The following is a 12098-nucleotide window of genomic DNA, read 5'->3' on the forward strand; positions in this document are numbered from 1 at the left end:
GCGTCACGCGTGGGCACGGGGTGCCCACCCTACGGGATCAAGAACGTCCGCATGCGCATGTCACGCGTGGGCACGGGGTGCCCACCCTACCGGGGATCGTGCGGCGGCCGGCGCCGTGCCGGGTGCGCCGGAGGTAGGGTGGGCGGCCTCCGCCCACGCGTTACGCCGCGTGACGCCGCGTCGATGCCAGGGTCACGCGGCGGCGGGCGCCGGCTCGAGCGCCTGCCAGTCCAGCAGCACCATGAACGCCAGCAGCGCCAGCGCCGGCAGCAGGCACCAGAAGCCGAACGTCATGTACGCGGCGCCGCCCGCGACGCAGCCCAGCGCGAACGCCACCACGGGCCAGAAGAACTTCACGAAGCGCGCCTTGACGGCCGGCGTGGCGCGGCCGCTGGCGAGGTCCGTCATGTCGATCAGCAGTTCCGTCACGTTGCCCGTCATGACCGTGGTCGGCGCGATGCGGCCGAACTGCAGCTTGCCGGCCGCGTTCTGCACGCCCATCGCCGCGGCGCCCAGCATGCCGCATGCGAGGACCAGCGGCGCCTGTGGATTGGACAGCGGCGCCGCCGCGACGCCCGCGGCCATGAACAGCGTCAGCAGCGCGAGCTGCATGCCCAGCAGCGGGCGCGCCGGGTTGTGGCCGAGGCGGGCGCAGCGTACGTCCATCTGGCGCGCCACGACGACGCCCGCGGCGAACGCGGGGATCGCGAGGAATTTCAGCATCAGCACCCCGGCGTGCGACGGCCGCGCGAGCTCGCTGCCGATGAGGACGAAGTTGCCCGTCACGTGCGCCGTGAACAGCCCGAACAGGGCGACGAATGCGGACGTGTCGATGTAGCCGGCCAGCAGGCCGAGCCCGACGCCGAGCGTGAGGTCGGTCGGTTTGATGGACATGATGGCCTCCTCAGAACGCGAAGCAGCTGCAGCCGAACGCGCCCCAGAATGCCGTGAAGTCCGACACCGGCACATCGGACTTGCGCGCGCGGTCGTGCGCATGGGCGTGCACGGAACACGCGCCGCGGCACTGGTGGGCCATGGCCGGCGCGGCCGGCTGCTGCGTGGGGCGATAGTGGCCCGGCACCTTCGCGACGGGCGACCATTCGGGCAGTACCGGCAGCGCCGGCGGCGCCAGCTTGTCGAACGGCCCCTGGCCGAACACGATCCGGCCGCCGACGACGGTCAGCACGGATTCGATCGCCTTGATCGATTCCTCGTCCACGCGGAAGTAGTCGGCCGACAGCACGGCCAGGTCGGCCAGCATGCCTTCCTGGATGCGGCCCTTGTGGCCCTGCTCGCTGGAGAACCAGGCGCTGCCCGCCGTCCACAGTTCCAGCGCCGTGTGGCGGTCGAGGCGCGCGCCCGCGTCGTACAGGCGCAGGCCGCCGACGGTGCGGCCCGAGACGAGCCAGTACAGCGCCGTCCACGGGTTGTAGCTGGCCACGCGGGTCGCGTCCGTGCCGGCGCCGACGGGCACGCCGGCGTCCAGCATGCGCTTGATCGGCGGCGTCGTTTCGGCCGCTTTCGCGCCGTAGCGCTCGACGAAGTATTCGCCCTGGAACGCCATGCGGTGCTGGATCGCGATGCCGCCGCCGAGGGCCTTGACGCGCTCGATGTTGCGCGGGGTGATGGTCTCGGCGTGGTCGAACATCCAGCGCAGGCCCGCGAACGGGATCTCGCGGTCGACCTTCTCGAACACGTCGAGCATGCGCGAGATCGATTCGTCATAGGTCGCGTGCAGGCGGAACGGCCAGCGGCTGGCGACGAGGTGGCGCACGACCTGTTCCAGCTCCGCTTCCATCCCGGCCGGCAGGTCGGGGCGCGGTTCCAGGAAGTCCTCGAAGTCGGCGGCCGAAAACACGAGCATCTCGCCGGCGCCGTTGTGGCGATACCAGTCGGTGCCCTGGCCCGGCGTGACCATCTCGGTCCACTTCCTGAAATCGTCGAGTTCGCGGCCCTTGTTCTGGGTGAACAGGTTGTAGGCGATGCGGATCGTCAGCTGGTCTTGCGCGGCCAGCTGTTCGACGACCTGGTAGTCCTCGGGATAATTCTGGAAACCGCCGCCCGCGTCGATCGCGCTCGTGAGGCCGAGGCGGTTCAGTTCGCGCATGAAGTGGCGCGTCGAATTGATCTGCTGTTCGAGCGGCAGCGTCGGGCCCTTGGCCAGCGTCGCGTACAGGATCATCGCGTTGGGACGGGCGATCAGCATGCCGGTCGGGTTGCCGGCGGCATCGCGCACGATCTCGCCGCCCGGCGGGTTCGGCGTCGTCTTGTCGTAGCCGACGGCGCGCAGGGCGGCGCGGTTGAGCAGGGCGCGGTCGTACAGGTGCAGCACGAACACGGGCGTGTCCGGCGCGGCCGCGTTGAGTTCCTCGATGGTCGGCATGCGCTTTTCGGCGAACTGGAATTCGTTCCAGCCGCCGACCACGCGCACCCATTGCGGGTTCGGCGTGCGGTCGGCCTGCGCCTTCAACATGCGCAGCGCATCGGCCAGCGACGGCACGCCTTCCCAGCGCAGCTCGAGGTTGTAATTCAGGCCGCCGCGGATCAGGTGCAGGTGCGAATCGTTCAGGCCCGGGATGACCGTATGGCCGTCGAGGTCGACGACGCGGGTGGCGGCGCCGCGGTGGCGCATCACGTCGGCGGCGGCGCCCACGGCGATGAAGCGGCCGGCGCCGATGGCGACCGCGTTGGCCTGCGGATTGGACCGGTCCAGCGTGTGGAAGCGGCCGTTGGTGAGGATCAGGTCGGCGATGGCGGGTGTGTTCATGGGGTTCTCCAGAAGTGTAGACATGGTACTGCGGCGGCCCGCTGGCCGCCCGCACACGGGATTTCAGGCATGGTCGTGGCTCGCGGATGGGGGCGCCGTGGCGGCCATGCTGCGCACGGGCAGCACGACGCGGAACAGGGCGCCGTGCGGCTCGGCGGGTACGCATTCGATGCGGCCGCCGTGGGCGCGGACGATGGCGCGGCTGATCGACAGGCCGACACCGGTGCCGTGCGGCTTGGTGGAGTACAGGGCGTCGAAGATGCGTTCGCGGTCGGCCGGTGCGATGCCGGGCCCGTTGTCGCGCACGCGCAGCTCGACGAGGCCAGGGCCGGCGGACGCCGATTCCAGCACGATGCGGCGCGGCCGGTCGCTGACGGCCGCCAGCGCCTCGATCGCGTTCAGCAGCAGGTTGATGAGCACCTGCTGGACCTGGGCGCGGCTGGCGTGGACCTGGCGCTCCGCCAGCTGCAGGCGCGTTTCCAGCTGCACGTTCTGCCGCACCATCAGGGCGCGCAGCAGTTGCGCGACTTCGCCGACGGCCCCGTCGAGCGCGAACGTGCTGGCCGCCTCGCCTTCGCGCCTGGCCAGGCCGCGCACGCTGCGCACGATGTCGCCGGCCTGGCGTCCGCAGGCGCTGATCTGTTCCAGCGCTTCCAGCGCGCGCGCCGTGTCGGGCTGGCCGCGGCGCAGCCAGCGCCGCGCGGCGGCGGCGTGCAGCAGGATCGCGGCCAGCGGCTGGTTGACCTCGTGCGCGATGGCGATGCCGAGTTCTCCCACCGTGCCGGCGCGGGCGGCGCGCGTCTGCTGGTCGGGGTCGAGCGTGGCCGGCACGGCGTCCCAGGCCTGCACCAGCGCGCGCACGCGGCCGTGCGCGCCCCAGTCGCGCCAGGTGTCCAGCGCCAGCCGGCGGTAACCCGGCAGCGCGCCCGCGAGACCGAGCCGGCCGCACAGACTGGCCGCGCCTTCCCAGGCCAGCGCGGCGATCCACGCCTGGCCGTCCGACTGCGCCAGCGCGGCCGCGGCTTCGTAGGCGCACAGGGCGCGGGCGCCGCCGCCGGCATCCTGTTCGGCGGCGCGCGCCAGCAGCGCCATGGCGCCGGCCAGGTCCGGCGCGCGCCGGGCCCAGGCCTGCAGCGCGCGGCGATGGTCGCGCAGTTGCGCGCCCAGGCCGGGAATGCCGCGCAGGCGCGCCAGGGTCAGCGCGCCGAACAGGTGATAGGGCAGCAGTTCGCACGGCGGCGTGAGGGGCGTGACGAGCTGGCGTGCCGCGGCCAGTGCTGCCCGCGCGGCGCCCGTCTGGCCGCGCAACCAGGCGGCCTGCAGGCAGTCGAGCCAGCAGCCGAACTGCATGGCGTCCGGCGCGACCGCGGGCAAGTCCGGTTCGTGGCTGCTGCCCGCGAGGGCGCGGAACAGCGCGAGGCGGCCGTCCAGCTGGCGCGCGGCGGCGGACGCGCCATCTGCCGGGATGGCCTGGCGCACGGCTTGCGCGTAGTGCAGCAGTTCGGTCAGCGGCGCGCCGCACAGCAGGCGCACGCCGGTCCACAGGACGGCGTTGCGGGCCAGCGTGGCGGGCCGGCCGGCCTCGATGCGGCAGGCTTCGGCCTGCACCAGGGCGGCGTCGCGCAGCGGGGCGCGCCGGGCCAGGACAAGGGTCGCGTGGGCGCGCAGCACGGCAGCGCCGACGGCGCCGGCGTCGGGCCGGCGGGCGCGCGCCGCGCAGGCTTCGGCCAGCAGCAGGGCGCGGCGACCGCCGCGGAAACGGTCGAGCGCGACGGCGGCCAGCAGCACGGCGGCCAGCAGGGTGGCGTCGCGCGGGCCGTCCAGCAGCGCGCGGCCGATCTCCGCTTCGATCAGCGCGCCGGGCAGGCGGCCGGCGTTGCAGGCGTCCTGCAGCGCGTCGGCCAAGGCCGGATCGGTGCCGAGCAGCGGGGCGGCCGCCAGCGTCGTCACGCCGGCGCCGCACAGCAGCAGCCAGGCGCGCCGGCAGGCGGCAATGGAGGGCTCCGGCGCCGCCGTGCCGCCGGCGGGCGGGACGTACGGGGCGGGAGCGGGTCGGGTCGGTGGTAACGGTCGGGTCATCTGCGCTCGGGATTGCCGCCGGCGGGAGTTGGGCCGGAGCGGAACCAGTATCGCGGCATGGCCCGGGAATCCCCTCATACGAAAGGATGAGCGCCGCACGTATCGGCGACCGGGCGGGCGGCGTGTCGGCGTGCGCGGCGCCTCGTGCGTTGATGGGGCGGGGCCGGCCCGGCATGGGGGAGGATGATGCGGTACTACGTGACGTTCGTGATGCTGGGCCTCCTGCTGGGCGGCCTGTGCCTGTTGCTGGACGTGCGGCCGGCGGCACCGACCGTTGCGATGCCGGGGCTGTTCGGCGCCATCGGCGCGCCGCCAGGGGCGCCGGCGCGGGCGGAAGCCCTGTCTGCGGCGCTGCCGGCATGACCGGCCGCGCCGGGCGGGATCAGGAACGCAGGAAGGCCAGCAGGTCGGCGTTCAGGCGGTCCTTGTGCGTGGCCGGCAGGCCGTGCGGGGCGCCTTCGTAGACGAGCAGGCGGCCTTGGGGTAGCAGCTCGGCGGCACGGCGCGCGGTGGTGTCGATCGGTACGATCTGGTCGTCGTCGCCGTGGATCACGAGCGTCGGAATGGTCATCTTCTTGAGGTCTGCCGTGAAGTCGGTTTCCGAGAACTGCTTGATGCACTCGTACGCGGCGCGGATGCTGCACTGCATGCCCTGCAGCCAGAACGTATCGCGCAGGCCCTGCGAATCCTTGGCGCCTTCGCGGTTGACGCCGTAGAACGGGCCGGACAGGTCCTTGAAGAATTGCGCGCGGTCGGCCTGCACGCCCTGGCGGATGCCGTCGAAGACCGCCATCGGCACGCCGTTCGGGTTCGCGTCCGATTGCGCCATCTGCGGCGTCACGGCGCCCACCAGCACGGCGCGCTTGACGCGGTCGGTGCCGTGGCGGCCGATGTAGCGCGCAACTTCGCCGCCGCCGGTCGAGTGGCCGACGAGGGTGACGTTGTGCAGGTCCAGCGCCTCGATCAGCTGGGCCAGGTCGTCCGCGTAGTCGTCCATGTGGTTGCCGTGCCAGGGCTTGCTCGACAGCCCGTGGCCGCGGCGGTCGTGGGCGATCGCGCGGTAGCCGTGGTCGGCCAGGAACATCATCTGGTCTTCCCACGCGTCGCCCTGCAGCGGCCAGCCGTGGCTGAACACGACGGCGGGACCGTGGCCCCAGTCGGTGAAGCGGATGATGGTGCCGTCGCGGGTGGTGACGGTGTTGATGGTACGGGTGATGGTCATGGCGGGTCCCTTCGGTTGGTGGCAGGAAGCCGGAAGGGACGGCGCGGGCCGCCGCATCCGGGCCCGGTCATTGTCGGGAGGGATGCGCGGGCGGTCTAGTCATACGAACGTATAGGTATTTACTTGCCGGTATCGGTCGTTGCCCGCTCGATCGGGCAGTTGAGGGCGAGCATGCGCGCCAGCGGCATCGACGTGCGCAGGCGTTCGCGCCACCACTTGAGCGCGGCGCCTTCCTCGCCCGTGCGCCACGCCATGTACAGCGTCTCGTCCGGCTTGGGTTCCTCGACCTCTTTTTCGACGAGGCGGCCGGCGGCGATGTCGGCGCGGGCCCAGGCCTCGGGCAGGAAGCCGAAGCCGAGGCCCGCCAGCTGGAATTCGTATTTCGTCTGCATGTCGGGGACGGCCAGCGTGTCCTGGCCGAACAGCAGGCCCACGGTGCGCGCCTGCAGCACCCGGGCGGAATCCGCGACGGACACCGCGCGGTGCGCCGTCAGCTCCGCCTTGCCGAGCCGGTAGCGGACCTGCGCCAGCGGGTGCGAAGGCGCGACGGCGAACACGAACGACATCGTGCCGAGCGGCTCGGCCGTGTAGCCGCCGCCGGACGGGCCTTCGCCGGCCGCGCCCACGAGCAGGTCGACGCGGCGGTCGAGCAGGCTTTCCCAGGTGCCGGCCAGGGCCTCGCGCACGATGCGCAGGCGGGTCTGGTCGGCCACGTCATAGAATGCCCGGATGTCGTCCTGCAGGCCGAGCGGCGCGAGCGCGGAATCCATGCCGATGGCGAATTCGGTCTCCCAGCCCGAAGCGACGCGGCGCACCCGGCTTTCCAGGTCGCCCGCCGCCTTGAGCAGGTAGCGGCCTTCCTTCAGCAGTTCCTCGCCCGCGGGCGTGAGGACGACGCGCGGGCCGAAGCGCTCGAACAGCTGCACGCCCAGGTCGTCCTCCAGCTTGGAGACGGTGTACGAGATCGTCGACGGCACGCGGTACAGTTCCTTCGCGGCGGCCGAGAAGCTGCCGCGGCGGGCGATGGTGTCGACGGTGAGGAGGGCGTCCAGGCTGAGTCTGAGCATGTGGGGGCTTGAAGGATCGGGGAGCGCATCGTATCAAAATTGCGCCGGTCACGCCCACTTCGACAAGGTCCGGCCGATGCGCGCGCGGAATGCCTGCACCCGGTGCGGCGCGAGGGACTCGGCCCGGTACAGCGACAGCATCCCGAAGCGGCACTGCGGCGCGCAGGTCCCCAGCAGCGCCGTTTTCAGGACGCGCTTCACGGGTTGCCGCAGCACCAGCCGGTCCACCCACCACGGCGAGCCCAGCGAGGTGATCGCCACGGCCTGGCGCAGCTTGCCGAGGCGCGGCCTGATCGGACCGAGGTCGCTGGCGTGGTCGTACGCGATGCCGGGCGCCCAGACGCGGTCGAACCAGCCCTTCAGCATCGCCGGGAAGCCGAACCACCACGTCGGGAACACCAGCACGAGCGCCTCGGCGGCAAGCAGGTTGTCCACGTGCGGCGCCGTGGCCCTGCCGTCGAACGCGGGCCCGTAATACGACCCGCGTTCCGTCGCGGTCAACGCCGGCGCGAAGCCCGCGCCGTACAGGTCTTCGACGATCACGTCGTGGCCGTGGGCGGTCAGCGTGGAGATGGCGTGCTGCGCCAGCGCGCGGCACAAGCTGTCATGGACGGGGTGGGCGACGACGACGAGACACTTCATGCGCGCTCCCCCAGCCCGAGTTCGTCCGCTGCCTGCCGGCGCAGCACGAACTTCTGGATCTTCCCCGTCACCGTCATCGGAAACCCGTCCACGAAGCGCACGTAGCGCGGGATCTTGTAGTGCGCGATCTGCCCCTGGCAAAAGGCGCGGATCTCGTCCGCGTCCGCCTGCTCGCCCGGCCGCAGCACGATGCAGGCGCACAGCTCCTCGCCATACTTCGGGTCGGGCACGCCGACGCACTGCACGTCCAGCACCTTCGGATGGCGGTACAGGAACTCCTCGACCTCGCGCGGATAGATATTTTCGCCGCCGCGGATCACCATGTCCTTTGCGCGCCCCACGATGCGGCAATAGCCGTCGGCGTCCAGCGTCGCCAGGTCGCCGGTGTGCATCCAGCCGGCCGGGTCGATCGCTTCGCGCGTGTGCGCGTCGTCGTCCCAGTAGCCGAGCATGACCGAATAGCCGCGCGTGAGCAGCTCGCCCGTTGCGCCGCGCGGCACGATGCGCCCGTCGGCGTCGACGATCTTGACTTCCAGGTGCGGATGGATGCGCCCGACCGTGCCCACGCGGCACGCGGGCGGATCGTCGACCGCGGTCTGGAAGCTCACGGGCGACGTCTCCGTCATGCCGTAGGCGATCGTGATCTCGGCCATGTGCATCTGGCGCATCACGCGCTGCATCACTTCCGCCGGGCAGGGCGAGCCGGCCATGATGCCCGTGCGCAGGCTCGCCAGGTCGAACGACGCGAACTCCGGATGGTCGAGCAGCGCGATGAACATCGTCGGCACGCCGTGCAGCGCCGTGCAGCGCTCGGCCTGCACGGTGGCCAGCACCGCGCCCGCGTCGAAGCCTTCGCCCGGATAGACCATCGCCGCGCCGTGCGTCATGCACGCCAGGTTCCCCAGCACCATGCCGAAGCAGTGGTACAGCGGGACGGGGATGCACAGGCGGTCGCGCTCCGTCAGGCGCATGGCCTCGCCGATGAAGAAGCCGTTGTTGAGGATGTTGTGGTGCGTGAGCGTGGCCCCTTTCGGCGCGCCCGTCGTGCCGGACGTGAACTGGATGTTGACGGGATCGTCGAACTGCAGCGTGCGCGCGACGTCCGCCAGGCGCGCGAAGTCGGCCGGGCCGGCGCCTTGCGCCACCGTGTCGAAGTCCAGCATGCCCGGGGTCGAGCCTGGCCCCAGGCGGATCACGTGGCGCAGCTCGGGCAGGCGCGCGGCGCGCAGGTCGCCGGGCGCAGGATGGGGCGCATGCGCGTCCAGTTCCGGCACGAGGTCGCGCAGCATGCCGAGGTAGTCGCTGGACTTGAAGCCGGGCGCCAGGATCAGCGCGCGGCAGCCGACCTTCGCCAGCGCGTATTCCAGTTCGGCGCGCCGGTAGGCCGGGTTGATGTTGACCATGACGAGGCCGGCCTTCGCGGTCGCGAACTGCGTGAGCACCCATTCCGCGCGGTTCTGCGACCAGATGCCCACGCGGTCGCCGGGATCGAGGCCCAGGCCCAGCAGGCCGGCCGCGAGGCGGTCGGCCCGCTCGCGCAGCTCGCGCCAGCCCCAGCGCACGCCCTGGTGCGGCACGACGAGGGCGTCGCGCCCGGGGAAGCGTGCGGCGACGCGGTCGAGGTGCGCGCCGATCGTGTCGCCGATGAGGGGGACCGGGTGCGCTCCGTGGACGTAGCTGGCCTGCTCCATGCCTGTCTCCTGTTTTTGACCTTTCGACACAGTGTAGCGTCCGCGCACGGTCCGTTATTATCGAAAAAATCGATCATAGACCATGAAACAACTCGTTTTCCATCCCGCCCCGCAACGACCATAATGCTTTCCATGGAAACGCGCTTTCGACGGCAAGCCGGCGAGACGGCAGAGCCCGCGAAGCGCAGTGTGTTCGAACCGTTCGAACGCAGGACTTGACAATCACAGGGAGAACATCATGCTGAAAGTACGTAAAAGCGCGGATCGCGGTGTCGCCAGTTTCGGCTGGCTGCGCTCGCAGCACACCTTCTCGTTCGGCCACTACCACGACCCGGCGCACATGAACGTCGGGCCGCTGCGGGTGATCAACGAGGACCGCGTGGCCCCCGGCCGCGGCTTCGACCCGCACAGCCACAAGAACATGGAGATCATCTCCTATGTGCTGGACGGCGCGCTGGAGCACAAGGACAGCATGGGCAACGGTTCCGTCCTGCGCTACGGCGACGTGCAGCGCATGAGCGCCGGCACGGGCGTCACCCACAGCGAGTACAACCACTCGGCGACGGCGCCCGTGCACTTCCTGCAGATCTGGGTGATCCCGTCCGAGACCGACGGCGCGCCGGGCTACGAAGAGAAGCACTTCGATGCGGATTCGAAGCGCGGCCGGCTGCGCCTGATCGCGTCGAACGACGGCCGCGACGGCTCCGTCTCGCTGCGCCAGGACGCCGCCATCTTCGCGACGATCCTGGACGGCGGCGACCGCGCCGACCATGCGCTGCTGCCGGGCCGCCAGGCATACGTGCAGGTGGCGCGGGGCAGCGTGACGGTGAACGGCTGCGTGCTCGGCGCCGGCGACGCCGTCGAGATCGGCGGGGAAGCGGTCGTCGCGCTGGCGGACGCGCAGGATGCCGAAGTGCTGCTGTTCGACCTGCCGGCCTGAACCCGGCACGTATTTCGAAGTCAAACACGACCGCGCCACGCCGTGCCGCCAGGGGCGCGGCGTGAACCCGGTACAATCAGTCCGCAACCTGTGCATACGGGCGGCGGACATCCACGCAAACGCATGAGACGAGGAGAACAGGCCATGGAAGTGACGACGCATCGCGGTACGGGACCGCTGCAGCAGGTGATCGAGATCGGACCGCACCGCATCCTGACGGACGTGAAGCCGGAATTCGGCGGCGAGGACAGCGGCCCGGAACCGCACGACATCCTGGCGGCCGCGCTGGCGGCGTGCACGACGCTCACCGTGAGCCTGTACGCGAAGCGCAAGGGCTATGCGCTGGACGAGGTCAAGGTCTCGATCCGGCATGGCCAGGAAGGCGCGGCCTACGGCCTGCACCGCACCATCGAATACATCGGCGCGCTGGACGACGACACCAAGGCCCGGCTCACCGACATCGCCAACAAATGCCCGGTGCACAAGACCTTGTCGGGCACCATCCAGATCACCACGGAGGCCATCTGACATGAGCACGTTCGACCAAGGGAATAATGAGAGCGGCGTGGAAACCATCGTCGTCCCGCGCACGCACGACCTGGGCGGCGGCTTCGAAGTGCGGCGCGCGCTGCCGCACAAGGACCGGCGCATGGTCGGCCCGTTCGTCTTCCTCGACCAGATGGGACCGCACGTGTTCCACGCCGGCGAAGGGATCGACGTGCGCCCGCATCCGCACATCGGCCTGGCCACCGTCACGTACCTGCTGGACGGCCAGATCCGCCACCGCGACAGCCTCGGCACCGTGCAGGACATCAAGCCGGGCGAAGTGAACTGGATGACGGCCGGGAAGGGCATCGTCCACTCCGAGCGCACCGGTCCGGACGTGCGCGCCGCCGGCTCCAACCTGTTCGGCCTGCAGTGCTGGGTGGCGCTGCCGCAGGCGCAGGAAGAATGCGATCCGGCCTTTTCGCACACGGGCGCGGGCGACCTGCCGATCCTCGACGGCGACGGCGCCACCGCGCGCATCATCGCGGGCAGCTATTTCGGCAAGACGTCGCCGGTGCCGGTGCAATCGCCGCTGTTCTACGTCGACCTGGCGCTGCAGCCGGGCGCGCGGCTGACGCTGCCGGCCGAATATCCGGAGCAGGCGCTGTACGTGGTCGACGGCACGCTCGACCTGGGCCGCGACGGCCGCTTCGAACAGGGCCAGCTGCTCGTGCTGAAGCCCGGCGCCGTCGTCACGCTGGCGGCGACGGCAAACCGGGGCGCGCGCGTGATGCTGCTGGGGGGAGAGCCGATGGACGGCCCGCGCTACCTGACGTGGAATTTCGTGTCCAGTTCGGCCGACCGCATCGAGCAGGCGAAGGAAGACTGGAAAGCCCAGCGCTTCCCGCACGTGCCGGGCGAGAACGAATTCATTCCGCTCCCCGACCTGCCGGGACGGCCGGTGCGCTATCCCTGAACCGAGCCCTGAACTGAGCCCAGCGCTCAGCCCTGGGCGTCGGCGCTGCGGGGCGGCGGCACCGCATGGCGCCGCTCGTCCGGCCGCGTGAGCACCCGCATCGCGATTTCGAACGGCACGCCCAGCGCGGCCAGCGCGCGCGCGGGCGAGCGGTTCTGGTCCTGGGCCTCGTGGATCGTGGCCTCGATCATCAAGGCGGTCTTGTAGTCGCTTCGTCTTTCCATCGCC

General features: G+C 71.0%; 12 protein-coding genes. 4 read left to right on the forward strand and 8 right to left on the reverse strand.

Features of this window, described 5'->3' with window-relative positions; genetic code table 11:
* Positions 1-192 precede the first annotated feature (192 nt).
* The 3 genes from ASC93_RS18220 to ASC93_RS18230 form a co-directional block, all read right to left on the reverse strand.
* Positions 193-894: a YoaK family protein gene (locus ASC93_RS18220; protein ID WP_056445383.1), complete on the reverse strand. Its 702-nt coding sequence runs from the start codon at positions 892-894 to the stop codon at positions 193-195.
* A gap of 10 nt (positions 895-904) precedes the next feature.
* Entirely contained in the window at positions 905-2767 is a 1863-nt protein-coding gene (locus ASC93_RS18225; RefSeq protein WP_056445386.1) for an amidohydrolase, read from the reverse strand.
* 63 nt (positions 2768-2830) lie between these two features.
* Positions 2831-4846, reverse strand: coding sequence for a sensor histidine kinase (locus ASC93_RS18230; RefSeq protein WP_157201996.1), 2016 nt, complete (start codon positions 4844-4846; stop codon positions 2831-2833).
* 183 nt (positions 4847-5029) lie between these two features.
* Here ASC93_RS18230 and ASC93_RS18235 point away from each other — a divergent pair, with 183 nt between their 5' ends.
* Positions 5030-5209, forward strand: a complete 180-nt coding sequence (locus tag ASC93_RS18235; protein WP_056445392.1) for a hypothetical protein — start codon at positions 5030-5032, stop codon at positions 5207-5209.
* 19 nt (positions 5210-5228) lie between these two features.
* On the opposite strand, the gene ASC93_RS18240 is transcribed toward ASC93_RS18235, so the two are convergent.
* The 4 genes from ASC93_RS18240 to ASC93_RS18255 all read right to left on the reverse strand — a co-directional run bounded on the left by ASC93_RS18240 (position 5229) and on the right by ASC93_RS18255 (position 9468).
* Entirely contained in the window at positions 5229-6068 is an 840-nt protein-coding gene (locus ASC93_RS18240) for an alpha/beta fold hydrolase (protein ID WP_056445395.1), read from the reverse strand.
* A 119-nt stretch (positions 6069-6187) separates the two neighbouring features.
* Positions 6188-7135: a LysR substrate-binding domain-containing protein gene (locus ASC93_RS18245; protein WP_056445398.1), complete on the reverse strand. Its 948-nt coding sequence runs from the start codon at positions 7133-7135 to the stop codon at positions 6188-6190.
* Positions 7136-7183: 48 nt separating this feature from the next.
* Positions 7184-7777 (reverse strand): NAD(P)H-dependent oxidoreductase, encoded by a 594-nt coding sequence (locus ASC93_RS18250; RefSeq protein WP_056445401.1) that lies wholly within the window; start codon positions 7775-7777, stop codon positions 7184-7186.
* Positions 7774-9468: an AMP-binding protein gene (locus ASC93_RS18255; protein ID WP_056445403.1), complete on the reverse strand. Its 1695-nt coding sequence runs from the start codon at positions 9466-9468 to the stop codon at positions 7774-7776. Before ASC93_RS18255 ends, ASC93_RS18250 begins: the two co-directional genes overlap by 4 nt.
* A 238-nt stretch (positions 9469-9706) precedes the next feature.
* Here ASC93_RS18255 and ASC93_RS18260 point away from each other — a divergent pair, with 238 nt between their 5' ends.
* From ASC93_RS18260 to ASC93_RS18270, 3 genes are all read left to right on the forward strand, one after another.
* Positions 9707-10408: a pirin family protein gene (locus ASC93_RS18260; protein WP_056445406.1), complete on the forward strand. Its 702-nt coding sequence runs from the start codon at positions 9707-9709 to the stop codon at positions 10406-10408.
* A gap of 144 nt (positions 10409-10552) precedes the next feature.
* Positions 10553-10936: an OsmC family protein gene (locus ASC93_RS18265; protein WP_056445410.1), complete on the forward strand. Its 384-nt coding sequence runs from the start codon at positions 10553-10555 to the stop codon at positions 10934-10936.
* Between the two features lies 1 nt (position 10937).
* On the forward strand, positions 10938-11870 hold the full coding sequence (locus ASC93_RS18270; RefSeq protein WP_056445413.1) for a pirin family protein: 933 nt from the start codon (positions 10938-10940) through the stop codon (positions 11868-11870).
* A gap of 26 nt (positions 11871-11896) precedes the next feature.
* Here ASC93_RS18270 and ASC93_RS18275 read toward each other — a convergent pair whose 3' ends face one another.
* Positions 11897-12094 (reverse strand): hypothetical protein, encoded by a 198-nt coding sequence (locus tag ASC93_RS18275; RefSeq protein WP_056445415.1) that lies wholly within the window; start codon positions 12092-12094, stop codon positions 11897-11899.
* Positions 12095-12098 lie beyond the last annotated feature (4 nt).

It is taken from the genome of Massilia sp. Root335 (genome assembly GCF_001425685.1).
GTDB classification, from domain to species: Bacteria; Pseudomonadota; Gammaproteobacteria; order Burkholderiales; family Burkholderiaceae_D; genus Telluria; species Telluria luteola.

Bases quoted from the DNA above. Each gene is read 5' to 3' on its own strand.
- ASC93_RS18220 (WP_056445383.1), bottom strand. From the start codon at position 894: ATGTCCATCAAACCGACCGACCTCACGCTCGGCGTCGGGCTCGGCCTG.
- ASC93_RS18225 (WP_056445386.1), bottom strand. From the start codon at position 2,767: ATGAACACACCCGCCATCGCCGACCTGATCCTCACCAACGGCCGCTTC.
- ASC93_RS18230 (WP_157201996.1), bottom strand. From the start codon at position 4,846: ATGACCCGACCGTTACCACCGACCCGACCCGCTCCCGCCCCGTACGTC.
- ASC93_RS18235 (WP_056445392.1), top strand. From the start codon at position 5,030: ATGATGCGGTACTACGTGACGTTCGTGATGCTGGGCCTCCTGCTGGGC.
- ASC93_RS18240 (WP_056445395.1), bottom strand. From the start codon at position 6,068: ATGACCATCACCCGTACCATCAACACCGTCACCACCCGCGACGGCACC.
- ASC93_RS18245 (WP_056445398.1), bottom strand. From the start codon at position 7,135: ATGCTCAGACTCAGCCTGGACGCCCTCCTCACCGTCGACACCATCGCC.
- ASC93_RS18250 (WP_056445401.1), bottom strand. From the start codon at position 7,777: ATGAAGTGTCTCGTCGTCGTCGCCCACCCCGTCCATGACAGCTTGTGC.
- ASC93_RS18255 (WP_056445403.1), bottom strand. From the start codon at position 9,468: ATGGAGCAGGCCAGCTACGTCCACGGAGCGCACCCGGTCCCCCTCATC.
- ASC93_RS18260 (WP_056445406.1), top strand. From the start codon at position 9,707: ATGCTGAAAGTACGTAAAAGCGCGGATCGCGGTGTCGCCAGTTTCGGC.
- ASC93_RS18265 (WP_056445410.1), top strand. From the start codon at position 10,553: ATGGAAGTGACGACGCATCGCGGTACGGGACCGCTGCAGCAGGTGATC.
- ASC93_RS18270 (WP_056445413.1), top strand. From the start codon at position 10,938: ATGAGCACGTTCGACCAAGGGAATAATGAGAGCGGCGTGGAAACCATC.
- ASC93_RS18275 (WP_056445415.1), bottom strand. From the start codon at position 12,094: ATGGAAAGACGAAGCGACTACAAGACCGCCTTGATGATCGAGGCCACG.